Source organism: Phycicoccus sp. Root563 (assembly GCF_001427915.1).
In the GTDB taxonomy this organism is placed as follows: domain Bacteria; phylum Actinomycetota; class Actinomycetes; order Actinomycetales; family Dermatophilaceae; genus Pedococcus.
On record NZ_LMGM01000001.1, the window covers coordinates 3,532,539 to 3,554,263 of the forward strand.

At 72.3% G+C, this 21,725-nt stretch carries 25 protein-coding genes; 9 read left to right on the plus strand and 16 right to left on the minus strand.

Going from position 1 to position 21,725, the window contains the following annotated elements:
• Window positions 1–16 precede the first annotated feature (16 nt).
• The 3 genes from ASD62_RS16710 to ASD62_RS20200 form a co-directional block, all read right to left on the minus strand.
• On the minus strand, window positions 17–937 hold the full coding sequence (locus tag ASD62_RS16710; RefSeq protein WP_056916930.1) for a hypothetical protein: 921 nt from the start codon (window positions 935–937) through the stop codon (window positions 17–19).
• A gap of 67 nt (window positions 938–1,004) precedes the next feature.
• Entirely contained in the window at window positions 1,005–1,643 is a 639-nt protein-coding gene (locus ASD62_RS16715) for a cytochrome b N-terminal domain-containing protein (RefSeq protein WP_200956903.1), read from the minus strand.
• Window positions 1,640–1,813 carry a hypothetical protein gene (locus ASD62_RS20200; protein WP_157581522.1) on the minus strand — a complete coding sequence of 58 codons (174 nt, stop codon included), beginning with the start codon at window positions 1,811–1,813 and terminating at the stop codon, window positions 1,640–1,642. The genes ASD62_RS16715 and ASD62_RS20200 overlap by 4 nt, the downstream gene beginning before the upstream one ends.
• Before the next feature lie 133 nt (window positions 1,814–1,946).
• Here ASD62_RS20200 and ASD62_RS16720 point away from each other — a divergent pair, with 133 nt between their 5' ends.
• Together ASD62_RS16720 and secA are read left to right on the plus strand one after the other, a co-directional pair.
• A complete protein-coding gene (locus ASD62_RS16720; protein ID WP_056916931.1) occupies window positions 1,947–2,234 on the plus strand; it encodes a GNAT family N-acetyltransferase in 288 nt (95 codons plus the stop codon).
• A 191-nt stretch (window positions 2,235–2,425) separates the two neighbouring features.
• Window positions 2,426–5,407 (plus strand): preprotein translocase subunit SecA, encoded by a 2,982-nt coding sequence (gene secA, locus ASD62_RS16725; RefSeq protein ID WP_056916932.1) that lies wholly within the window; start codon window positions 2,426–2,428, stop codon window positions 5,405–5,407.
• Between the two features lie 103 nt (window positions 5,408–5,510).
• On the opposite strand, the gene ASD62_RS16730 is transcribed toward secA, so the two are convergent.
• Both ASD62_RS16730 and ASD62_RS20510 read right to left on the minus strand, forming a co-directional pair.
• Window positions 5,511–6,062 (minus strand): Rv3235 family protein, encoded by a 552-nt coding sequence (locus ASD62_RS16730; RefSeq protein ID WP_056916933.1) that lies wholly within the window; start codon window positions 6,060–6,062, stop codon window positions 5,511–5,513.
• Window positions 6,059–6,880 (minus strand): LysM peptidoglycan-binding domain-containing protein, encoded by an 822-nt coding sequence (locus ASD62_RS20510; protein ID WP_056916934.1) that lies wholly within the window; start codon window positions 6,878–6,880, stop codon window positions 6,059–6,061. The genes ASD62_RS16730 and ASD62_RS20510 overlap by 4 nt, the downstream gene beginning before the upstream one ends.
• 138 nt (window positions 6,881–7,018) lie before the next feature.
• Between ASD62_RS20510 and ASD62_RS16740 the strand changes: the two genes are divergently transcribed.
• Entirely contained in the window at window positions 7,019–7,561 is a 543-nt protein-coding gene (locus ASD62_RS16740; RefSeq protein WP_056916935.1) for a hypothetical protein, read from the plus strand.
• Window positions 7,562–7,740: 179 nt separating this feature from the next.
• Here the strand turns inward: ASD62_RS16740 and ASD62_RS16745 are convergent, their stop codons facing one another.
• On the minus strand, window positions 7,741–7,965 hold the full coding sequence (locus tag ASD62_RS16745; protein WP_056916936.1) for a helix-turn-helix domain-containing protein: 225 nt from the start codon (window positions 7,963–7,965) through the stop codon (window positions 7,741–7,743).
• Window positions 7,966–8,286: 321 nt separating this feature from the next.
• On the opposite strand from ASD62_RS16745, the gene ASD62_RS16750 reads away from it, so the two are divergent.
• Together ASD62_RS16750 and ASD62_RS16755 are read left to right on the plus strand one after the other, a co-directional pair.
• Window positions 8,287–8,892 carry a hypothetical protein gene (locus ASD62_RS16750; RefSeq protein WP_056916937.1) on the plus strand — a complete coding sequence of 202 codons (606 nt, stop codon included), beginning with the start codon at window positions 8,287–8,289 and terminating at the stop codon, window positions 8,890–8,892.
• On the plus strand, window positions 8,889–10,181 hold the full coding sequence (locus ASD62_RS16755; protein WP_056916938.1) for a hypothetical protein: 1,293 nt from the start codon (window positions 8,889–8,891) through the stop codon (window positions 10,179–10,181). The genes ASD62_RS16750 and ASD62_RS16755 overlap by 4 nt, the downstream gene beginning before the upstream one ends.
• Before the next feature lie 6 nt (window positions 10,182–10,187).
• Here ASD62_RS16755 and ASD62_RS16760 read toward each other — a convergent pair whose 3' ends face one another.
• Together ASD62_RS16760 and ASD62_RS16765 are read right to left on the minus strand one after the other, a co-directional pair.
• Window positions 10,188–11,507, minus strand: coding sequence for a hypothetical protein (locus tag ASD62_RS16760; RefSeq protein ID WP_056916939.1), 1,320 nt, complete (start codon window positions 11,505–11,507; stop codon window positions 10,188–10,190).
• Window positions 11,504–11,986 (minus strand): cupredoxin domain-containing protein, encoded by a 483-nt coding sequence (locus ASD62_RS16765; RefSeq protein WP_082581033.1) that lies wholly within the window; start codon window positions 11,984–11,986, stop codon window positions 11,504–11,506. The genes ASD62_RS16760 and ASD62_RS16765 overlap by 4 nt, the downstream gene beginning before the upstream one ends.
• Before the next feature lie 49 nt (window positions 11,987–12,035).
• Between ASD62_RS16765 and ASD62_RS16770 the strand changes: the two genes are divergently transcribed.
• Genes ASD62_RS16770 through ASD62_RS16780 form a run of 3 tightly spaced genes read left to right on the plus strand, consistent with a single transcriptional unit; the run spans window position 12,036 to window position 14,892 of the window.
• Entirely contained in the window at window positions 12,036–13,460 is a 1,425-nt protein-coding gene (locus tag ASD62_RS16770) for a wax ester/triacylglycerol synthase family O-acyltransferase (protein ID WP_056916941.1), read from the plus strand.
• Window positions 13,457–14,455, plus strand: a complete 999-nt coding sequence (locus ASD62_RS16775; protein WP_082580902.1) for a patatin-like phospholipase family protein — start codon at window positions 13,457–13,459, stop codon at window positions 14,453–14,455. The genes ASD62_RS16770 and ASD62_RS16775 overlap by 4 nt, the downstream gene beginning before the upstream one ends.
• Window positions 14,456–14,472: 17 nt before the next feature.
• Window positions 14,473–14,892, plus strand: a complete 420-nt coding sequence (locus ASD62_RS16780) for a hypothetical protein (protein WP_056916943.1) — start codon at window positions 14,473–14,475, stop codon at window positions 14,890–14,892.
• A 32-nt stretch (window positions 14,893–14,924) separates the two neighbouring features.
• Here ASD62_RS16780 and ASD62_RS16785 read toward each other — a convergent pair whose 3' ends face one another.
• Entirely contained in the window at window positions 14,925–15,755 is an 831-nt protein-coding gene (locus tag ASD62_RS16785; protein WP_056916944.1) for an alpha/beta fold hydrolase, read from the minus strand.
• Window positions 15,756–15,826: 71 nt separating this feature from the next.
• On the opposite strand from ASD62_RS16785, the gene pruA reads away from it, so the two are divergent.
• The gene (gene pruA / locus ASD62_RS16790; RefSeq protein WP_056916945.1) at window positions 15,827–17,455 is read left to right on the plus strand and encodes an L-glutamate gamma-semialdehyde dehydrogenase; all 1,629 of its coding nucleotides are present in this window, start codon (window positions 15,827–15,829) and stop codon (window positions 17,453–17,455) included.
• A gap of 84 nt (window positions 17,456–17,539) precedes the next feature.
• Here the strand turns inward: pruA and ASD62_RS16795 are convergent, their stop codons facing one another.
• The 7 genes from ASD62_RS16795 to ASD62_RS20395 form a co-directional block, all read right to left on the minus strand.
• Window positions 17,540–18,031 carry a DUF2505 domain-containing protein gene (locus ASD62_RS16795; RefSeq protein WP_056916946.1) on the minus strand — a complete coding sequence of 164 codons (492 nt, stop codon included), beginning with the start codon at window positions 18,029–18,031 and terminating at the stop codon, window positions 17,540–17,542.
• A gap of 64 nt (window positions 18,032–18,095) precedes the next feature.
• Entirely contained in the window at window positions 18,096–19,004 is a 909-nt protein-coding gene (locus ASD62_RS16800; protein WP_056916947.1) for a biotin-dependent carboxyltransferase family protein, read from the minus strand.
• Window positions 19,001–19,708, minus strand: a complete 708-nt coding sequence (locus ASD62_RS16805) for an allophanate hydrolase subunit 1 (protein ID WP_056916948.1) — start codon at window positions 19,706–19,708, stop codon at window positions 19,001–19,003. The genes ASD62_RS16800 and ASD62_RS16805 overlap by 4 nt, the downstream gene beginning before the upstream one ends.
• The gene (locus ASD62_RS20840) at window positions 19,705–20,478 is read right to left on the minus strand and encodes a LamB/YcsF family protein (RefSeq protein ID WP_056916949.1); all 774 of its coding nucleotides are present in this window, start codon (window positions 20,476–20,478) and stop codon (window positions 19,705–19,707) included. The genes ASD62_RS16805 and ASD62_RS20840 overlap by 4 nt, the downstream gene beginning before the upstream one ends.
• Window positions 20,475–20,993, minus strand: a complete 519-nt coding sequence (locus tag ASD62_RS20845) for a hypothetical protein (RefSeq protein ID WP_056916950.1) — start codon at window positions 20,991–20,993, stop codon at window positions 20,475–20,477. Before ASD62_RS20845 ends, ASD62_RS20840 begins: the two co-directional genes overlap by 4 nt.
• Complete coding sequence (locus ASD62_RS20850; RefSeq protein WP_056916951.1) at window positions 20,990–21,322, minus strand: hypothetical protein; 333 nt, start codon at window positions 21,320–21,322, stop codon at window positions 20,990–20,992. The genes ASD62_RS20845 and ASD62_RS20850 overlap by 4 nt, the downstream gene beginning before the upstream one ends.
• Window positions 21,323–21,427: 105 nt before the next feature.
• Window positions 21,428–21,583, minus strand: coding sequence for a DUF6131 family protein (locus ASD62_RS20395; RefSeq protein WP_164488421.1), 156 nt, complete (start codon window positions 21,581–21,583; stop codon window positions 21,428–21,430).
• Window positions 21,584–21,725 lie beyond the last annotated feature (142 nt).

The window sequence follows — 21,725 nt, forward strand, 5'->3', positions numbered from 1 at the left end:
CGAGGTGGCTCGGCGCCTAGCCCTTCGTGCGTGGGTGGGTGCGGTAGTGGTCGCGCCAGATGATCCGGTGCACGGGCACGAGGCGCGGGAGGTCACGCAGGCCGGGGACCAGGGGCAGGAACATCAGCCCCAGGGTCAGCACCATCATCAGGGCCCAGACCTGCGCATCGGCGTTGTCGGACGTCGAGAACGGCGGCACCTGGTACCAGAAGGTGTAGAGCCACATCCACGGCTGGCCGGGGTAGTCGCCCGTCTCGTTCATCATCCCCCACTGGTCGCCACCCAGCTGCTGGGCGCGCGCGGTGTCCTCGAGGTAGGCGCCGTCGCTGAGGAGCAGGATGGTCCGCGTCTGGTCACCGCCGTAGAAGGTGCCGTTCGAGACCAGCTGGCCCTCCAGCCCCCCGCTGCGGGCCGTGTCGAGGAAGGACGCGGCGAGGACCGGAACCGTCCCGTAGTCGCCGGCCGCGACCGCGGCAGGGTCGCCGTCGGTGACCTTGGCCAACGCTTCCCCGTATGCCGTGGCCCAGGCGGTGCGCGTGGCCTCCGGGGCCGCCCGCCACCCGGCCACCGCCCCCTTCGTGGCCGCGTCGGTCCGCGTGGCGAGCGGGCCCAGGACCAGGTCCGCGGAGTCGACGGGGATCCGGACGCCACCCCACTTCTGCAGCGGCAGCCCAAGGACCTTCTGGCCCTCGGCGGCGGAGTTGTACGGCGCACCGTACGTGGCGCTCACGCTGGTGCCGGCCAGCTCTGCGGTGGCGGTCGCCACCACGTCGGCCGGAGCAGCCTTGGCCCACCCGGACAAGGTGATCGCGGGCTCGTCGGGGGAGGAGAACACCGCCGCCAGACCGACGGTCAAGAGGCTCACCGCGACGAGTGCGACGACGAACTCCTTGACCAGGTCGTAGGGCCGGGTGGCGAACGAGTGCGAGTCGGGCACGCCACCCTCCCGGTGCGGCCGATGAGGTCCGTGTGCCCTGGTCCGGGCAGGCGTTGCCGTGGCCATCTCACTCACCGTCCCGTGCGTCGATGGGGGGAACCACGCCGTGGCGACGCACCAGGACCACGTGCAGCGCGGTGATGGCACCGACAGCGAGGGGCAGCAGCACGACGTGCCACAGGAGCATCTGTCCGGGGTTGAGCACGTTGAACCACGCACCGACGCCGATCGAGTTGATGCCGTCCTTGGCCTCTGCACTGATCCACTGGGAGTCGAAGTTCGACTGGGAGAGGTAGCCGGTGAACGCGGTGCCGATGGAGGTCACGAAGGCGACGACCCCGGTCACCCACGTGAGCAACCGGTTGCCGCGCCAGGCCGCCATCCAGAACTTGCCCCAGAGGTGGACGACCATGAAGGCGAAGAACAGCTCCACGCTCCAGAGGTGGAGCGAGTTCACGAAGTGCCCCAGCGACGAGACGTGCCACCAGGCGGAGCCGCCCACCGCCAGCACGCACCCCGTGGCGACGATGACGGCCAGGGCGGCCAGCGTCAGCACGCCGAACACGTAGATCCACGACGAGACGTACTCCGGTTGCCGGTCGGGGAGCGCCTGCCCGGGGGGCACGGTGTGCTCGATCCGGTCGCGCAGGGCCACCGTCCAGCTGTCCCGGGAGCGGGACGTGCGCGCCTCCCGCAGCTGGCTCACGACGAGTCCTTGACGTCGTCGGCACGACCACGGCCGAAGGGGATGACGAGGGCGAGGACGAAGACGACGACCATCGCCAGGATGATGAGGAGGTTGGCCAGCTCGATGCTGAACCAGCCCCAGTGCAGGACGTGTGGTGCAGATGCCAGGCCCACCGCTGCTCCGACCATGTCGACCTCGACTCCTCGAGCGGGTGAACCCGTTCCACCCGTAGGACGATGCTGCGCTCGGCCGAGCCCCCGGCCACAGGGGAGAAGGTCCCGAGCCGGGGCCGTCGTTGACACCTGTGCTTGGCTGTCGGCCATGGCAGACGTCGTCGTGACCGACCACCCGGAGCTGAGCCGCTACGAGGCGCACGTGGATGGAGCACTCGCGGGCTTCGCGGCATACCGGATCGCCCGCGGCCACCAGGTCTTCACCCACACCGAGGTCGACGACGCGTTCGAGGGCCAGGGCGTCGGGGGAGCCCTCGCCCGGGGCGCCCTCGACGACGTCCGCGCGAAGGGTGAGCACGACGTGGTGGCGATGTGCCCGTTCATCGCCGCCTGGATCGACCGGCACCCCGACTACCAGGACCTCGTCGCCCCCTGACCGGGGTGGCCGCCGTGCGCTGGAACCGCGGCGGCACCCGGCGCGTTCGGCGACCGGGGAGCATTCCCCGTGCCGTGCGTCCACGGGCGCGGACCGACTCGACTAGCCTAGGTCGGGCCGTTGCCACCCGGAGGTCGGCGGCTGCGATCGTCCGGGCGTAGCGGGAGATCAGAAACCTCAGGAGATATTGCGTGTCCAAGATCGTCGAACGACTGCTCCGTGCCGGTGAAGGCCGCATCGTCAAGAAGCTGCACGGCATCGCTGCCCAGGTGAACTCCATCGAGGAGGACTTCACCAAGCTCAGCGACGCCGAGCTCCGCGCCGAGACCGACGTGTTCCGCAAGCGCCTCGCCGACGGCGAGACGCTGGACGACATCCTTCCCGAGGCGTTCGCCGCGGTGCGTGAGGCGTCCCGCCGCACCCTCGGCAAGCGTCACTTCGACGTGCAGCTCATGGGTGGCGCGGCTCTGCACCTCGGCAACGTCGCCGAGATGAAGACCGGTGAGGGCAAGACCCTCGTCGCGACCCTCCCGTCCTACCTCAACGCCCTCGAGGGCAAGGGCGTGCACGTCATCACGGTCAACGACTACCTCGCGGAGTACCAGTCCGAGCTGATGGGCCGCGTGCACCGCATGCTCGGCCTCGAGACCGGGGTCATCCTCGCGTCGATGACGCCGGCCGAGCGCCGCGTCGAGTACGCCAAGGACATCACCTACGGCACCAACAACGAGTTCGGCTTCGACTACCTGCGCGACAACATGGCCTGGTCCATGGACGAGCTCGTGCAGCGTGGCCACAACTTCGCCATCGTCGACGAGGTGGACAGCATCCTCATCGACGAGGCCCGCACCCCACTGATCATCAGCGGTCCGGCCGACGCCGCGACCAAGTGGTACACCGAGTTCTCGAAGATCGCGCAGCGCCTGACGCGCGGCGAGTTCGAGTCCGGTGAGGGCGACTACGAGGTCGACGAGAAGAAGAAGACCGTCGGCGTCCTCGAGGCCGGTATCGCGAAGGTCGAGGACTACCTCGGCATCGACAACCTCTACGAGTCCGTCAACACCCCGCTCATCGGCTACCTCAACAACGCCATCAAGGCGAAGGAGCTGTTCAAGCGGGACAAGGACTACGTCAACCTGAACGGCGAGATCCTCATCGTCGACGAGCACACCGGCCGCATGCTCGCCGGGCGTCGCTACAACGAGGGCATGCACCAGGCGATCGAGGCGAAGGAGGGTGTCGAGATCCAGAACGAGAACCAGACGCTCGCCACGATCACCCTGCAGAACTACTTCCGCATGTACGACAAGCTCTCCGGCATGACGGGTACGGCCCAGACCGAGGCCGCCGAGCTCAACTCGATCTACAAGCTCGGTGTGGTCCCGATCCCGACCAACCGCCCCATGGTCCGCAAGGACCAGGCCGACCTCGTCTACCGCACCGAGGAGGCCAAGTACAACGCCGTCGTCGACGACCTGGTCGAGCGGTACGAGCACGGCCAGCCCGTCCTCGTCGGCACGGTCTCGGTGGAGAAGAGCGAGTACCTCTCCGACCAGCTGCGCCGCCGCGGTGTGCCGCACGAGGTCCTCAACGCCAAGCAGCACGAGCGTGAGGCGGCCATCGTCGCCCAGGCCGGTCGCAAGGGCGCCGTGACCGTCGCCACCAACATGGCCGGTCGAGGCACCGACATCATGCTCGGTGGCAACCCCGAGTTCATGGCCGTCGCCACCCTCAAGCAGCGGGGCCTGGACCCGGAGGAGACGCCGGAGGAGTACGAGGCAGCCTGGGACGAGGCGCTGGCCAAGGCCGAGGCCGCCGTGCAGGCCGAGCACGACGAGGTCACCGAGCTCGGTGGGCTCTACGTGCTGGGCACCGAGCGCCACGAGTCGCGCCGCATCGACAACCAGCTGCGTGGCCGTTCCGGTCGCCAGGGCGACCCGGGCGAGTCCCGGTTCTACCTGTCCCTGCAGGACGACCTGATGCGCCTGTTCAACGCGGCCATGGTCGACAGGTTCATGACGACGGCCAAGATGGACGACGAGGTGCCGATCGAGTCGAAGATGGTCAGCCGCTCCATCCAGAGCGCGCAGGGCCAGGTCGAGGGTCGCAACTTCGAGATCCGCAAGAACGTCCTCAAGTACGACGACGTCCTCAACCGCCAGCGCACGGTCATCTACGACGAGCGCCGCCGCGTCCTCGAGGGGGAGGACCTGCAGGAGCAGATCCGCCACTTCATCAACGACGTCGTGGGTGGGTACGTCGACGCCGAGACGGCCGAGGGCTTCTCGGACGACTGGGACCTCGACCGCCTCTGGACCGCGCTCAAGACCCTCTACCCCGTGTCGGTCACGCCGGACGAGGTCGTCGAGGCCGCCGGTGGCCGGGGTGCGCTGAGCGCGGACTTCCTGCGCGAGCAGATCACGTCCGATGCGCACCACGCCTACGACTCGCGCGAGGAGCAGCTCGGCGAGGAGGTCATGCGCGAGGTGGAGCGCCGGGTCGTCCTGTCGGTGCTGGACCGCAAGTGGCGCGAACACCTCTACGAGATGGACTACCTCCAGGAGGGCATCGGTCTGCGGGCCATGGCCCAGCGCGACCCGCTCGTGGAGTACCAGCGCGAGGGCTTCCAGCTCTTCGAGGCGATGAACGAGTCCATCAAGGAGGAGTCCGTCGGCTACCTGTTCAACGTCCAGGTCGACGTCGACCAGCCCGGCGAGCAGGCCCCCGCCGTGCAGCCGATGAGCGTCTCCGACATGCTCGGCGGCGCGAACCTCGCCGGTGACGACCACGCCGGTCACGACCACAGCCACGACGGTCACGACCACGACGGTCACGACCACGAAGGTCATGACCACGACGGCCACGACGACCACGACCACGAGGTCGTGCACGCCGAGGTGGGCGGCCCCGCCGCCGGAGACGACGAGTCCGAAGCCACGGAGCAGGCCGCCGAGCGCGCTGCCGTGTCCTTCCGGGCCAAGGGCCTCGAGCAGCCCGTCCGCCGCACTCAGGACCTGCAGTACTCCGCTCCCACGGAGACCGGTGAGGTCGAGCAGCGCGGTGGCTCGATCGACGACGACCTCTCCGCCGAGCAGGTCGCCGGGGCGTCGCGCAACGGCCCCTGCCCGTGTGGCTCGGGCAAGAAGTTCAAGATGTGCCACGGCAAGGCCTGACCGAGCCGAACCGTCGAACGGCGCCGTCCACCCCCCCGGTGGGCGGCGCCGTTCGCCTGTCCGACGGAGGATCCCGCCCAGCCGCGGCGCGGGACCCGGGCTCTCAACCGACCTGAAGGGCCTCCACCCGCCAGCGACCGTCGAGACCCACCAGCCGCATCGCCAGGGCGCGGACCCGGCCCCCGTCGACGACCACCGCACTCGCCTCGGCCACCCCGTCGGCGGGTTCGCACACGCGAAGGCTCCGCACGACCGTGCGACGCGTGGGCGGCATACCGCGTCGGGCGGAGACCGCCGCGCGGCGGGCGACCACGGCGTAGACCTCGGGGGTGGTCCACCGCAGCAGCTGAGGGGCGGGGCGGACCCCGGCCATCACCTCGACGAGCGCCTGGGCGATGTGGGCCGCCCAGTCGCGCGGGTCGGGGAGGTCGTCGCGACGCGTGGGCTGCTCCCCGAAGACCTCCTCGTCGGTGCGCAGGGAGAAGTCGACCGCGAGGGCGTCCTGCACGTAGGGGGACTCCGCGGACCGCTCGGGGGTCCAGTCGTCCTCGGTCTCGGCGATGACCGGGGGGCGGATGCGGGGAGCCGGCACGATCGTGAGCGGCCGCAACGACGGCCGAGCCGCGTGCCGGGCCAGGGTCTGGGCGGCCCTCATCGCGTCGCCACCGCGCTCGTCGTGGGGACGGTCAGGACCTGTCCGGGCCGCAGCAGGTCGGGGTCGTCACCGATCACGGAGAGGTTGGCCCGGTGCCACCGCGGCCAGGCCGCGGCCACCTCGGCGTCCGTCGCGTCGGGGCCCAGGTGGGTGGCGGCGAGGCTCCAGAGCGTGTCGCCGCGCTGGACCACGACCTCGGGCGGGGCTGGGGTGCTCCCTCCGGACGTGACGAGGTCAGGCGTCACGACGGGGCGCTGCACCGGTCTGCTCGGTACCCATCCGGCGGGCGGTACGTCGGGCGCGGGGTCTCCGACAGGGGAGGTGGCGCTGAACCCCGGGAAGGGTGTCGCTGCCCGGGACTGGTCCTGGGACCGGACCCGGGCCTCGACCCGGGCCTCGACCCGGGCCTCGACCCGGGCCTGGATCCGGGCCGGGGACTGGGACGGGGACGGGACCTGGACCTGGGCCAGGGCCGTCGCGGGCCCGAACGCGCTCCCGACGGTGGCGCCGACGAGGACGGCGGCGACCCGACGCGTCAGGAGGGGAGTCCATCGGGCGGCGACGCGGTCCGCGCGGTGGCCGAGTCGACCCGGTGCATGGGCGAGGACCGCTGCGGAGCTCGTCACCAGGAGCCAGCCGCCGAGCGCCACGGCCAGGGAGGCGGCGAGGGCGCCCGTCACCTCGTCCACGGAGGCCGGTCCGGGCAGCAGCACCTGGTGGGCGCGGTCGCGCGCCGCGGCCACGAGCAGGAGCTCGAGGGCGGCGAGTGCTCCCACCGCGACCCCTGTCGTGACCCAGACCCTCAGCCGTCCGCCCATGGGTGCTCCTCTCCTCAATGCATGCGTTTGCATGCGTTTGCCTTCGATCGAAGGTACTTGTCGTTTGCCCTCTGCGCAAGGGTGGCCGTGACTAGGCTCCCCCGCAGATGCCGCGACCGCGGTCCGGGGGAGGTAGGGATGCGTTGGGACAGCTTGTTCGACGACCTCGCGGCCCAGTGGGAGGCGGAGGAGCGCCGCGAGCTCGATGCAGAGGTGGCCGACCGCACCCGACGCGAACGAGGGGTGCTCGGTCTCTACGAGCGGCTCGCCGCCGCCGGCCCGTCGCCCGTCGGGCTGACCCTGCGGACCGGTCTCGTGGTCTCCGGGCAGGTGGCCGACGTCGGCGACGGCTGGGTGCTCGTGGGGGCGCCCGGCGGCGCCGTCTCACTTGTCCCGTTCGCAGGCGTGACTGCGGTGACCGGCCTGTCGTCCAGGGCGGCGGGGGAGTCGGTGGGACGGCGCTTCGGGCTGGGCTACGCCCTGCGCGGGCTGAGCCGGGACCGGGCGGTCGTCGCGCTGATCGACGCCGGCGGCGGTCAGGCGACCGGGACCATCGACGGGGTGGGGCGGGACGTGCTCGAGCTCACCGAGCACGCCCCCGACCTGCCTCGTCGCCCCGAGAACGTCACGGGGCGGCGGCTGGTCCCGTTCGACGCGCTCGTCCTCGTGCGACCGGCCTGACCGGGCTGCTCGGTCGGTGGTGTGCGAGGGGCTCGACGGGCCGGGTCGGCGACGGGGTCGTCGAGGCTCGCGTGGGCCGTGCCGGGGGCGGCCACCCCGACACCAGGAAGGACCCGGAGCGTGTGCTCCGGGCCCTTCCTCGGGAACGTCGCGGGACCCCCACGGCCCGCGACGACGTCCTACTCGGTGCCCTGCCCGAACGGGTGGGCGGCCACGAAGGTCTTGGTCTCGGAGTACATCCGCTGGATGTAGCTCTCGAGCTCGGCCACCTCGACGCGCCACTGCCCGCGGCCGCCGACCTTGATGGCGGGGAGCTCGCCGGAACGCACGAGGGCGTACGCCTGGGCCGAGGAGATGTCGAGGACCTCGGACACCTCCGACAACTGGATGAATCGCTTGGCCACGATGTGCCGTCCTTTCCCTGCGGTGGTCCCTTGACCCGATCTTGGTGTCTCTTGACTAAATTTTTACCATCTTCGTGCGGCTGCGTCCGGTGGATCGCGAAATTGTCTCATCGTCAACCGTTTGGAGGAGTTGGCCTGCGGCGGTTGTGGATGATTTGCGGCGCTTTGTGGATGTGGGGGGCGAGCCTGCGCCTCGGTGGGCCATGATGACTCCGCTGACGGGGAAACCAGCCAAACCATGCCAAGGGGGACAACGACGTGTCGGACCTTCCAGTGCCCAGGGCCGCCCGGTTGCAACGACCTGCGTGGCGAGACGCCCGCTTGCTGATCGGCCTGGTGCTCGTGCTGACCTCCGTCGTCGTGGGTTCGACGGTGGTGGCGGCTGCTGACGACCGCACGGCGATGTATGCCGCCCGCGAGGCCCTCGTCCCCGGACGCCCGCTCACCGAGGACGACCTGGTGCGTGTGGACGTCCAGCTGGGCTCGCAGCGGGACCGTTACCTGTCGGCCGGGTCCGGGCTGGCTCCCGACCGCTACGTGCTGCGTGAAGTGGCTGCCGGCGAGCTGGTGCCGGCCGTGGCCGTCGGGAGCCTGGACCAGGTCGCCGTGCAGGCCCTGACGTTGTCCGTCGACGCCGGGAGCGTCGCCGCCCTCACGGTCGGCAGCCGGGTGGACGTCTACGTCAACCCGGCCGACCCGCGAGCCACGGGGAACGACGCCTTCACCGGACCGGTCCTCGCGCTGGAGGGGGTGTCGGTCGCCAGCCTGCCGAAGACGTCGGGCGGCCTGTCCGGGGGCGCCGGGGGAGATCGCCCCGTCCAGGTCATGGCGCCGAAGGACCGGATCAAGGACATCATCGGCAAGGTCGACGACGGGGCCAGGGTGACCCTCGTGCCGGCTCCCGGCAGCGGTGGGGGCGGCTCGTGAGCCGGACGGTCATCACCGCGCTGACGGGCGCGGGGGAGTCGGAGCTCGTCGCTTCACTCGGGGCCACGTCCGACTACGTCGTGGCCCGACGCTGTGCCGACCTCCCCGACCTGCTCGCTGCCGCGGCGGCGGGCCTGGGCCAGGTCGCCCTCGTCTCGCCCGACCTGAGGGCCCTCGACCGCAGCGCGCTGCACGAGCTCTCCACGCACGGGCTGGTCGTCGCAGGCGTGACCGAACCCGGGGACGACCTCGGCGAGCGGAGGTTGCGCCAGCTGGGCCTCGCGGTGGTCGTCCGCACCGACATCGCCAGCCACGAGCTGCAGGACCTGCTCGACGGCCTCGTGGCGCAGGCCGGGGCCACGGGGGTGGAGCCCGGTGCGGAGGACGACCCCGACCCCGGGGCGCTGCCCGGCTCGCGCCGGGGCCTGCCACGCCGGGCTGACGACGACCTCCCGGGCCCGACGGATGTCCCCTGCCGAGTCATCGCGGTGTGGGGTCCGACCGGGGCACCGGGCCGCAGCACGGTCGCCCTGAACCTCGCGGCCGAGCTCGCGGTCCACGCACCCACGCTCCTGGTCGACTGCGACACCTACGGTTCGTCGGTGGCCCAGGCGCTCGGCCTGCTCGACGAGGCGCCGGGCATGGCGGCGGCCTGCCGGGCCTCCGACCAGGGCACCCTCGACCTGCCGGCGCTCGCCCGCCTGGCCCCCGAGGTCTCCCCCCGGCTGCGCGTCCTCACCGGTGTCCCGCGTGCGGACAGGTGGACCGAGCTGCGGGCCGCGTCGGTGGAGCACGTCCTCACCACGGCGCGCCGGCTCGCCACCTTCGTGGTGGTCGACTGCGGGTTCTGCGTCGAGGACGACGAGGAGCTGTCCTACGACACCCTCGCACCGCGGCGCAACGCCGCGACCCTCGTGACGCTGGAGTGTGCCGACGAGCTCGTCGTGGTCGGGGCCGGCGACCCGATCGGCCTGCAGCGGTTGGTCCGCGCCGTCCAGGACCTGGCCGGCCTGCCGAGCCCCACGCCGAGGGTGGTCGTCAACAAGGTCCGTGCTTCCGCGGTCGGCGCCCGGCCGGAGCGCCGGATCGCCGAGGCGCTCGGCAGGTTCGCCGGCATGGACGACCTCGCCTTCCTCCCGCACGACCAGGCCACCGTGGACGGCGCCATGTTCGCAGGGAAGTCGTTGGCCGAGTCCGCACCGGCCAGCGAGCTGCGCCGGGCCCTGGTGGGGCTCACCGAGCCGTATGTCGCGGTGGCGCCGCAGCACCGGCGTCGCCGCCGGCGCTAGCCCGCGTCAGGAGCTGAAGAGCAGGGTCAGACCGCCGACGGTGTAGACGACCATCACGGCCAGCAGGGGCAGCTGGCCCACGACCGCCGCTCGTCGGGGGAACAGCGTGATGGCGCGTTCGTGGGCCAGGACCACGCCCAGCACGTGGCCGCTGATGATCGCGACGACCTGTACCCCGGCGACGAACCCCGGCGCGATGAGCGCCGCGGGCGGGTTGAGCCCGGCGGTGCCGAGCAGGTTGGCTCCGGTCCCGAGGGGGTCCGACATCTTCGCAAGGCCGTTCGTGCCCTCCCACACCCACAGCGACCAGTAGTGCGCGATGAGGTAGCCGGCTGCGATCGGCACGAGGGACGAGGCGAACGCCGTGGCCACTCCGCGCACCGAGACGCCGGCGAGCCGCGCGGACAGGGACGCGGCGGCATACAGGGACCCGGCGACCACGAGGGAGAAGGTGACCAGCGCGGCGGTGCCCCACACCTCGGAGGGCAGGTCGGAGGACTGGACGAAGGAGTACCACCGGGTCTCGCCGGAGAACCCGTCGTACGCGGTGCTGCCGAGCATCACGGAGGTGACGGCGAGCAGCCCCGGCCGGGCCTCGACCTGCAACGGCCCGTGCAGGGGGGTGCGCCACACCCACCGGCCGTCGGTGCGCCGCCCGAGCGGGCTGAGCGTGCCGTAGAGCGAGGACCAGGCGGTGAACGGGTCGCCCGTCCGCAGGTAGGCGGGCCCGAAGAGCAGGCTGAGGACGAGGCTCAGCACCAGGTACCCGAGGATCGCGACGCGCAGCGTGAACAGGTCGGCGTTGTCGGGCGCGACCAGCTCCAGCCAGGCGAAGGCGAGCAGCCCGACTGCGGCAGGCCAGTAGCCGAGCCGGTACTCGCTGAGGCTGAACTCCTCCTCGATCCGGCCGAGGGCCAGCAGTCCCCGCCGGATCCAGCGGACCGGGTTGACCAGCCGCCACACCCCGCCGAACAGCATCGACGTGAAGGCCAGGCCGACCCACAGCCAGACGTAGACGACGCTGGGGACCGGGTTGTTGGCGTCGTCCTTGCCGAACAGCAGGGCGACGAGGGTCCAGCCCGTGATGGCCAGGGACAGGGCGACGAACAGCCCACGCACCGGCGCCGAGTCCAGGGCCAGCGACACGGTGATCGGCAGGAGCCTGCCGTCCTCCCCGCGCAGGCGCGGCTGCTTCCAGAGGGCCCCGAGGGCCACGAACGACACGACGAGGGCCAGGCCTGCGCCGATGAGCAGCAGGTGGAACGGCAGCGGCAGGTCCTCGCGTGAGCCGACGCCGTGGGCCGGCAGGGCCAGCGCCAAGGTCACCGGACGGCGATCTTGAGCAGTCGCAGCTCGGGCTCGTGCGTCTCGACCTCGTACACCCCGGGCTCCTTCCCGGTGAGGGTGACGCTGGTGGCCTGGCCGGCCTTGAGGGCCTTCTCCACCTCGAACCCGTGGATGTGCAGCTCGTCGTCGTGGTCACTCGTGACGACGAGGGTGAGCGTGGTGCCCACGGCCAGGTCGACGGTCGCCGGGGCCGGGGTGACCTTCTTGCCCTGGACGGTGATCGTCAGGGTGCGGCCCGCCGACGTGCTGCTCGAGGAGCTGGTCGAGCTGCCGGAGGTCGTGGTGGACGCGCCGGGGGTCTGGCTGGCTGACACCGACGGGGAGGTGCTCGTCCCGGTGGTCGTCACCGTGGGCTCGTCACCCGAGCCGGTGCACCCCGCGAGGGCGCCGACGACCACGAAGGCCACGGCTCCTCCCACGAGGCGGGTGGAGTGAGGAGCGGCCACGCGCGGCGTCATCTTCGTCACGAATGGAAGTCTAGGCAATGGGTTCTGCCACGATGTGGGGGTGCCGGACCGCCTGAACTCCCTCGATGCGTCGTTCCTCTACCTCGAGGAGGCGACGACGCCGATGCACGTGGGGTCGGTCATGGTGTTCGACCCCCCGAGCGACGGCTTCGACTACGACCGCCTGGTGCAGCTCATCGCGACGCGGATCGCCTTCGTGCCGCGGTACCGCCAGCGGGTCCGGCAGATCCCGGGTCGCCTGGCCAACCCGGTCTGGGTCGACGACGAGAACTTCGACGTGACGTACCACGTGCGCCGCTCGGCCCTGCCGAAGCCGGGGACCGACGAGCAGCTCGAGGAGTTCGTGGCGCGGATCCAGCCGCGGGCCCTGGACCGCAAGCGCCCCCTGTGGGAGGTCTACCTCGTCGAGGGGCTGCAGGAGGGCCGCTTCGCGATCGTCACCAAGTCGCACCAGGCCCTCGTGGACGGCATCAACGCCGTCGACATCGCCCACGTGATCGTGGACGGCGACCCGGCGGCCGAGGGCCTGGTCACCGACACCTGGCGCCCCTCCCGCGAACCCAGCGACGTCGAGCTGCTGACCGGGGCGCTGGTCGACGCGGTCCGGCGGCCGAGCGAGGTCGTGGAGAACATCCGCGGCGGGATCGTGGACGTCAAGGCCGTCGGCACCCGCGCCCTGACCGCCGCGGGCGACGTGGTGGCGACCCTGGCGCGCACCGCGGCCCGCCCGGCCCCGCACTCGCCGCTCAACGCCCACGTCGGCGAGGCCCGGCGCTACGTCATGATCGGCACCGACCTCGAGGACTACCGCAAGGTCCGCAGCCGCCTGGCCCGCGGCAACTACGCGGACGACGTGAGCATCAACGACGTCGTCCTCGCCACGATCTCGGGGGCGTTCCGGACCTGGCTGCTGACCCGCGGCGAGTCCGTCCACTCCGGCACCACGGTGCGGGCGATGGTGCCGGTCAGCGTCTACGACGCCGACGCCCGGCACGTCGGCAGCCGGCTCACCGCCTGCTTCGTCGACCTCCCCGTGGGTGAGCCGGGCCCGTCGATGCGGCTGCACCAGATCGCCTTCGCGATGCGCCAGCAGATGGAAGGTGGCCAGGCGGTCGGGGCGGAGTCGCTCGCGGGGCTGGCCGGGTTCGCGCCGCCCACCCTGCACTCCCTCGGGGCCCGCCTCGGGTCCGCCGTCTCACGACGCCTGTTCAACGTGGTCATCACCAACGTCCCCGGCCCCCAGCACACCCTGTATGCCGGGGACGCCAGGATGCTGTCCACCTACCCCGTCATGCCGCTGGCCCGCGGCCAGGCACTGTCGATCGGGCTCACGTCCTACGACGGTGGCGTCTACTACGGCCTCAACGGCGACCGTGACTCGATGCCCGACATCGACGTCCTCGGGCAGAGCGTCGTCGACTCCCTCGCCGAGCTCCTCGACAGCCACCGGTCGCCGAAGCGATGAGCCCGGCGCGCCCTCCTGCGAGGCGTCGGGGCCTGGTCCTCGGCGGCGGTGGGGTGCTCGGCGCTGCCTGGATGGTGGGGGCGCTCAAGGCGCTGCAGGACGAGCTCGGCGTGGACGTGCGCGAGTTCGACGAGTTCGTCGGGACGTCGGCGGGCTCGGTGCTCGCAGGGCTCCTCGCGGCGGGGGTGTCGGTCGAGGACCTGCTCACCCACCAGCTCGGGGGGTCGCTCGTGGACGGACCGCTCGCCGGGTACGTCTGGGACTACGACCGGGACACCGGGGGCGACCGCCCGGGGCTGCCCAAGGTCGGCTTCGGTTCACGAGAGCTGTTGCGCCGCAACGCCCTCCACCTGCGTTCGCTGCCACCGACCGCGGTGCTCTCGGCGATCCTGCCCGAAGGCCGGGGCAGCATCGAGGCGGTGGGGGCGCTCGTCGGCCACGTCGTCCCCACGGGGTGGGTCCCGCGCAGTGGGCTGACCGTCGTCGCACTGGACTACGACACGGGGGAGCGGGTGGCGTTCGGCCGTGACGGCGTCGACCCGGTCGATCTGCCGTCCGCGGTGATGGCGTCCTGCGCGATCCCCGGGTGGTACCAGCCGGTCCGCATCGGCGCCCACCGCTGCATCGACGGCGGCGCGTGGTCCTCGACCAACCTCGACCTCATGGTGGGCCGCGGCCTCGTCGAGGTCTTCGTCCTGGCCCCGCAGGTGAGCTTCGTCAAGGACGCACCCACCCAGTGGCGCACACGGGTGGAACGCCAGTGGCGCAACCGCGTCACCCTCCGTGTGCTGCGCGAGCTCGGGCGGGTGCACGGCGACGGCGCCGAGGTGACGGTCCTCGGCCCGGGTGAGGAGGACCTCGAGGCCTTCGGGTCCAACCTCATGGACGTCAGCCGACGCCCTAGGGTGATCGAGACGTCCCTGCGGACGTCGGCGGTCGCCCTGCACGACCCGGCGCCGCTGCCCGACCGCTCCGCCTTTGAAGATGTTGGATGACCCAGCGAGGACGTGGGATGACCCAGACCAGGATCTACGTGCCCCTGGACGCCGACGGCGTCCGCCGACTCGCCGCCGACCGTGAGGTGGCGGGGACGCCGGTCGAGGCCTTCGCCGTCACCGAGCGCCTCGAGCGCATGCTCCCCTCCGGCGACGAGGAGGAGTGGGAGTACGCCGCGCTGACCGAGGCCTTCGAGGCCGCTGACGAACGCCGCGGCACCACGGTCGCCAAGCGGGTCGTCCTCGCCGCGGACGTCGACCCGACGTGGGTCACGTCGCGAGCCGGGACCGCGTTGTCCGCGGTGCAGCTGTCGCAGCCCCTGCCCCTGTCGAGGGTGGTGTCGCTGCACGTCGACGAGACGGCCGGCGACGAGGGCACCGACGACCTGCTCTGGTACGACGTCACCGAGCTCGACGAGGTCCTGCGCCTGCTCTGAGGTCCCGGGGCCGCGCCGGCGGGTCGACACGCTCAGCCGCGGGTGAGGTGCCCTTCGAGGAAGGGGTCGACGAGGGCATGGAAGGCCTCGGCGTCGTCGCGGCGGATGCAGTGGCCCGCACCCTGGACGACCCGCAGGTCGACCGCGGGGTTGCCGATCTGTGCCGCCCTGGCCCTGGCTTCCGGCGTGACCGGGCCGCCCCGCCCCGCCAGCAGCACCAGGGTGGGCACACCGATCGCGGCGACCACGGCGTCCCACGGCTGGAGCAGGTTGGCGATGCCCAGCTCGAGGAAGTCGAGGTCGACCTGCGACTTCGACTCGACCCAGGGTGCGAGCTCGGCATCGGGCCAGGTCGGGTTGTCGGCGCGGCCCTTCTCGAGCTGACCGGTGGGGTCGTCGGCGAAGGCGCGGCACTCGGCGACCCGCTCGCGGACGATCTGGCGGGGCTGCACGCGGAACTCGGCGTCGCGCCACGCGGGGTCCTCGAGCACCGTGGCGGCGACCAGGTCGGGGCGGCGGGCCGCCAGCGCGCCGGCGAGGCCTCCGCCCATCGAGTGGCCGACGACGGCGACCGGTCCGCCGTGGGCGGTGACGACCGTCACGAGCGTCCGCTCCGCGGCCGCATACATCGCCTCCATGGGGTCGACGGACCCGAGCTGCTCCGCCGTGAAGCGCGGTGAGCGGCCGTGCCCGAGGAGGTCGACCCCGATGACGCGGTAGGTGGGCGACCAGCTGCGGACGGCGTCGGGCCAGCAGTCGCCGGAGTCGCCCAGCCCGTGCAGGAGCACGACGGTGGGGGCTGCGGGGTCGACCGGTCCGGCCCAGCGGTGGGCGAGCTCGGTGTGGTGAGCGCTGCTCGGCATACGTGACACCATAGGTGGGCCCTTTCAGCCGAACGACCACAGTCGAAGCAACCAGAGGAGCCCCCACCGCCATGGATGCCGTCACCCAGGTGCCCGCCCCCGTCAACGAGACCGTCCTCGACTACGCGCCCGGCAGCCCCGAGCGCGCGAAGCTCGAGGTCGCGCTCGCCGAGCTGGGCAGCACCAGCATCGACCTCCCGCACACCATCGCGGGGCAGCGGGTCGCCGGCACCGGCCGCAAGATCGAGGTGCGCCAACCGCACGCGCGCCGCAAGGTGCTCGGCACGATGCGCAACGCCACGGTCGGTGACGCACAGGCGGCCGTCGACGCGGCCAAGGCCGCCGCGCCGGGCTGGCGCGAGCTGTCGTTCGACGACCGCGCCGCCATCCTCCTCAAGGCCGCAGAGCTGCTCTCCGGTCCCTGGCGTGCGCACCTCAACGCGGCGACCATGCTCGGCCAGAGCAAGACGGCCTACCAGGCCGAGATCGACGCGGCCTGCGAGCTGATCGACTTCTGGCGGATCAACGTGCACTTCGCGCGGCAGATCCTCGAGCAGCAGCCGCCGCTCAACTCCAAGGGCATCTGGAACCGCACCGACCACCGTCCGCTCGAGGGCTTCGTCTACGCGATCACACCGTTCAACTTCACCGCGATCGCCGGCAACCTCCCGACGGCTCCCGCGCTCATGGGCAACACGGTCGTCTGGAAGCCGAGCCCCACGCAGCAGTTCGCCGCGCACCTCACCATGGCGCTGCTCGAGGAGGCCGGCATGCCGCCGGGCGTCATCAACATGGTGACCGGTGACGGCCTCAACGTCTCGAAGGTCGCGCTCGCCGACCGCGACCTCGCCGGCATCCACTTCACCGGGTCCACCCCGACCTTCCAGCACCTGTGGCAGGAGGTCGGTGCCAACCTGCCGAAGTACCGCAGCTACCCGCGCCTGGTCGGCGAGACCGGTGGCAAGGACTTCATCCTCGCGCACCCGTCGGCCGACCCGGACGTGCTGCGCACGGCCATGATCCGCGGTGCGTTCGAGTTCCAGGGCCAGAAGTGCTCGGCCGCCTCGCGGGCGTACGTGCCGCGTTCGCTGTGGAAGAAGATCAAGGCCGACCTGGTCTCGATCACCGACAGCCTGACCCAGGGCGACGTCACCGACCTGTCCAACTTCATGGGCGCGGTCATCGACGACCGCGCGTTCGCGAAGCACAAGGACGCCATCGACCGGGCGCACGCCAAGGCCGGGGTCGACGTCGTCGCCGGTGGCACCTACGACGACAGCGAGGGCTGGTTCGTCCGCCCGACCGTCCTCGAGATCGACGACCCCGCCGACGAGTCGTTCCGGACCGAGTACTTCGGCCCGATCCTGTCGGTCCACGTCTACCCGGACCGTCAGTACGACAAGGTGCTCGACCAGATGGAGAGCTTCGCGCCGTTCGGGCTGACCGGCTCGATCATCGCCCAGGACCGGGTCGCCATCGCCGATGCCACGAAGCGCCTGCGGTTCGCCGCCGGCAACTTCTACGTCAACGACAAGCCCACCGGCGCCGTCGTGGGCCAGCAGCCGTTCGGTGGTGGCCGCGCATCGGGCACCAACGACAAGGCCGGTGCCGCGCAGAACCTCTTGCGCTGGACCAGCGCCCGCTCCATCAAGGAGACGTTCGACCCGCCGAAGTCGCACGGCTACCCGCACATGGGGTGACCACGCGCCATACGTCGGAAGGCCCAGAACCGTTGCGGTTCTGGGCCTTTCGCGTATGCCGCGTGGCCGGGTGGGCGCCGCGCGTCAGCGCGCGAGCCACTCCTTCACCGTGCTCGCCTCGATGGCGATGGCCTCCTCGATCGGCTTGGCCGCCGCCTTCTCGATCTTGCCGCCGATGAGCGGGATCTTGGCCCTGAGCTCGGAGTCGAGGTGCTCGATGCTGCCCGGGCCGCCGGGGGCGAGGGCGAGCTTGCCGTTGAGGGCGACCGGGACACCGGAGACGGCCATCTCCACGGTGCCGGTGCGGCTGCCGTCGGCGGAGGCTGCACCCCAGGTCTGGGTCTCGACGACCTTGAGGGTCTCGCCCACCATGTTCTTGGCGAAGTCGGGCAGGTCGTCGGCGGGCAGGATGCGCTCGGTGGTGATGACCGCGCCGCCACCGGACTCCTTGATCGTCGCGGTGTACCTGATCGCTGCGGTGGCCGCGCACTTGGCCTCCTGGAAGGCCTGGTCGGTCAGGACCGCGAAGACCTCCTCGGGGGTGGCGGCGTACTCCATCGTCGTGGCGATCTTCATGCGGCTCTCCTCTGGGTGCGCGGGGGACGGACGTCCCGTGCAGGCTCGCGCCAGCGTAGCGACGTCAGATCCCACGCTGCGTGCTGCGCAGGCGCAGGCGCACGGGTTGCCCCGGGACGAGCTGGGCGGCGAGGTCGCAGGCGTGCTCGGTGAGGACGGCGACGACGGGGTAGCCGCCGGTGACGGGGTGGTCGGCGAGGAACACCACGGGGACCCCGGTGGGCGGCACCTGCACCGCCCCGCGGACCAGGCCCTCGCTGGGCACCTCCGTGCCTCCCCGGGTGGACGAGCGCTCGAGCGCAGGACCGGAGAACCGCACGCCGACCCGGTCCGAGTCTGCTGCCACGGACCACCCGCCTGACGTGAGCCGGGCCTGGTCGGCGAGCCAGGCGAGGCGCGGCCCGGGCATCGCCTCGAGCTCGACCGCTCCGGTGAGGGGGGCGCGGACCGGGGCGACGTCGACCAGCAGCTCACCGCCGGGAGCACCGTCCGGGTGGCCGACGGGGACGACGTCGCCGACCCGGAGGGCCGGTGGACCGAGACCGGAGAGCGTGTCGCTGGAACGTGATCCGAGAACCGGCGGGACGGCGAACCCACCGCGGACGCCGAGGTACGAGCGCAGCCCGGCCGTGGCTCGCGTGAGCGTCAGGAGCTGGCCGTCGCGCACGAGGAAGGGCGCACCGTGCCCCACGGGTCGGCCGTCGACGGTGACCGTCCCTGCCGCGCCGGTGACGACGGCCGTGACGCTGCCGACGGCCCGCACCACGAGTCCACCGACCACCTCGACGGAGGCGAGCTCCGGCGCCTGGCCGAGGAGCCTCGCGCCGAGGGCATGCGCGCCGCGGTCGGCGGCGCCGGACGGGCTCACCCCGAGGGACGCCATCCCAGGTCGGCCCAGGTCCTCGACGAGCGCCGTCGCGCCGACCTCGAGGACCTCCAGCTCCGCGTACGGTGACGGGTCGCGCGTGCTCACCGGTCGGCGTCCGCATCGCGGAACCGCACCCGCAGCCCGGGGCGGAGCAGGGCCGGCGGATCCCGGTCGAGGTCCCACAGGGCGAGGTCGGTGTGGCCGAGCAGCTGCCACCCACCCGGCGACGACCTCGGGTAGATCCCGCTGAACTCGTCCGCGAGGCCGACCGCACCAGCGGGGACCCTGGTGCGGGGCGAGGAGCGACGGGGGACCCGCAGGCGCGGGTCGCCGTCCACCAGGTAGGCGAAGCCGGGGGCGAAGCCCGCAAAGGCCACCGACCACGGCGTGCCCGTGTGGGCGGCGACGACCTCGGGCACCGACAGTCCGGTCAGGCCTGCGACCTCGGTGAGGTCGGCTCCGTCGTAGTGCACGGGCACCTCGACCAGGGGATGGGGTGCCGATGCCCCGTCCGGTGTCGTCGGTCCCGGCTCACGGGTCCTGCCGGCGACCAGGGCCTCCCGGGCCGCCGCACGGACGGCAGGGAGTGAGCCCGGCGAGTCCGCCACGAGCAGCACCGTCCGTGCCCCGACGACGACATCGGCGAGGCCGGCGACGCGCTGCGTGGCCGCCTCGAGCCTCGCGTGCACGGCCAGGGCACCGCGCAGGTCGTCCAGCTCGACGAGGACCGCCCGGTCGCCGTAGGGGAGCAGCCGACCGGTGTCCTGCTCCGGTCCCGGTCGGACCGGTCCGTCGGGGTCGGGCCTCACCCGCCGGGCGCCCTGACGAAGGGGCTCAGGCGCACCCCGGCCGCCTCGAGGCCGTGCCGCACCGCGCCGGCCAGGGCGACGGCGCCCGGGGTGTCGCCGTGCACGCAGACCGAGTCGGCGCGGACCTCCAGCAGGCTCCCGTCGACGGCCTCGACCACGCCGTCGACCACCAGGCGCACGACCCGTGCCGCCACCGCGTCGGGGTCGTCGAGCACTGCCCCGGGACGACCGCGGGGCACCAGGGTGCCGTCCGCGGCATACGCGCGGTCGGCGAAGGCCTCCAGGACGGTGGGCATGCCGGCCTCCTCCGCCCGGGCGAGCGAAGCCGACCCCGGCAGGCCCACGAGCGGGAGGTGGCCACCGAGGAGACCGAGCGCCTCGACCAGTGCCGCGGCCTGGGCCTCGTGGTGCACGACGGCGTTGTAGAGGGCGCCGTGCGGCTTGACGTAGGTGACGCGGGTCCCTGCGGCCCGGGCGAGCGCGTCGAGGGCACCCACCTGGTAGGCGACGTCCGCGGTGAGGTCGGCGGCGGACACGTCGACGAAGCGTCGGCCGAACCCCGCGAGGTCGCGGTAGCCGACCTGCGCCCCGACGGCCACCCCGGCGGCTGCCGCGGCGCGGCACACCTCGAGCAGGGTCGTGGGGTCACCGGCGTGGAAGCCGCACGCGACGTTCGCACTCGTGACGACCCCGAGCATCGCCGTGTCGTCACCCAGGGTCCACCGGCCGAACGACTCGCCGAGGTCGGCGTTGAGGTCGATGGTGCTCACCGGCGCAGCGCCCGGGCGTGGTCGGCGAGCACGCTGCCGGAGGCGGCCATCCCCGCGGCGAGCCGACGACGGCGGGCGGCCAGGACGGCGAGGAGGCGGTCGAGCTCGGCCTGGAGTGACTCGCGCTGCACGTCGCGGCCGGCGTCCGCGGGGGCGTCGGCGAGGCCGGTGACGCCCCAGGCCGGTGCGAGCCGACCGTCGGTCTCCCGCAGCCCGGCCGCCTCGGCGCGCGCGACGAGGGCACGGACGTCGGCCAGGGCCTCCGCGAGGTCGGCGGCGTGGTCCTGCAGCGCGGCACCGACCCGGTCGAGCTCGTCCGAGGCAGCGGCCGCCGCCTCGTCGAGGCCGGTGAGCCGGCGGCGCGCGCGGGCGACGACGGTGCCGGGGCGCTGGAGGTCGGGGTCGGCCATCGCGCCGTGGACGGCTCGACCGCTGCTGCGCAACGCGGTCGCGAGCTGTCGCAGGGACCCTCCGACGCGTGAGCAGGAGGCCGGGTCGCCGGCGACGAGCGTCACCGGGCCTCCTCGATCGAGGACGTCGAGGACTCTCGGGGTGGGGGGACGCTGCCGGCGAGGTCGTCAGCGGCAGCGGCGACGCTGCGGCTGCGCCGGGCGGCGGCGACCCGCAGCCGCCCGGCGACGTCAGCGGCCGACGCATCCACCTCACGCAGCAGGTCGGCGACCTGGTCGAGGTAGTCGTCGAGGCCCGCCTGCAGCTCGCGGTCGCCGACCTCCGGCAGGTGGTCGAGCACCTCGTCGGCCCCGCTGCGGGCGCAGTCACGCAGCGTTCCGAGGGTGGCACCGAGGGCGAGGAGGGCCTCGGGGCGAACCGGGGCGGGCGGCATACCGGTCACTCTAGTGAGGGAACGGGAACGACCCCCGGCGATACCCACATGCCGGAGCAGGGGTGTCGTCGGGGGCCGTCACGTCGTGCAGAGACCCGGTGGGGATCAGTACCAGTGCTTCCGACCGCCGATGGCGTTGCCGGCGCGGCCGAGAAGAGCCAGGACGACTCCGACCACGATGAGGATGACCCCGATCGTGGTGAGGATCGGGATGCTGGCCACCAGGCCGATGATCAGCAGGATCAGTCCGAGGATGATCACGGGGACTCCTTCTGTATGGGTGATGTGACGCAGCGCGCAGGGGAGCGCTGCAACCACACACTCTGACCTGCGCAAACGCAAAGCGCCACTCGGGGAGCGTGGAGCCCGGGAGTGTCGCGGCCCCATCGGCCCCCCGGCGGCC

What these genes read in the sequence shown, in the direction of transcription:
- ASD62_RS16775 (WP_082580902.1), top strand. Translation starts at nt 13,457, where the DNA reads ATGAGCCCGGCGCGCCCTCCTGCGAGGCGTCGGGGCCTGGTCCTCGGC.
- ASD62_RS16795 (WP_056916946.1), bottom strand. Translation starts at nt 18,031, where the DNA reads ATGAAGATCGCCACGACGATGGAGTACGCCGCCACCCCCGAGGAGGTC.
- ASD62_RS16730 (WP_056916933.1), bottom strand. Translation starts at nt 6,062, where the DNA reads ATGAGGGCCGCCCAGACCCTGGCCCGGCACGCGGCTCGGCCGTCGTTG.
- ASD62_RS16720 (WP_056916931.1), top strand. Translation starts at nt 1,947, where the DNA reads ATGGCAGACGTCGTCGTGACCGACCACCCGGAGCTGAGCCGCTACGAG.
- ASD62_RS16785 (WP_056916944.1), bottom strand. Translation starts at nt 15,755, where the DNA reads ATGCCGAGCAGCGCTCACCACACCGAGCTCGCCCACCGCTGGGCCGGA.
- ASD62_RS16740 (WP_056916935.1), top strand. Translation starts at nt 7,019, where the DNA reads ATGCGTTGGGACAGCTTGTTCGACGACCTCGCGGCCCAGTGGGAGGCG.
- ASD62_RS16780 (WP_056916943.1), top strand. Translation starts at nt 14,473, where the DNA reads ATGACCCAGACCAGGATCTACGTGCCCCTGGACGCCGACGGCGTCCGC.
- ASD62_RS20850 (WP_056916951.1), bottom strand. Translation starts at nt 21,322, where the DNA reads ATGCCGCCCGCCCCGGTTCGCCCCGAGGCCCTCCTCGCCCTCGGTGCC.
- ASD62_RS16765 (WP_082581033.1), bottom strand. Translation starts at nt 11,986, where the DNA reads ATGACGCCGCGCGTGGCCGCTCCTCACTCCACCCGCCTCGTGGGAGGA.
- ASD62_RS20200 (WP_157581522.1), bottom strand. Translation starts at nt 1,813, where the DNA reads ATGGTCGGAGCAGCGGTGGGCCTGGCATCTGCACCACACGTCCTGCAC.
- ASD62_RS20510 (WP_056916934.1), bottom strand. Translation starts at nt 6,880, where the DNA reads ATGGGCGGACGGCTGAGGGTCTGGGTCACGACAGGGGTCGCGGTGGGA.
- pruA (WP_056916945.1), top strand. Translation starts at nt 15,827, where the DNA reads ATGGATGCCGTCACCCAGGTGCCCGCCCCCGTCAACGAGACCGTCCTC.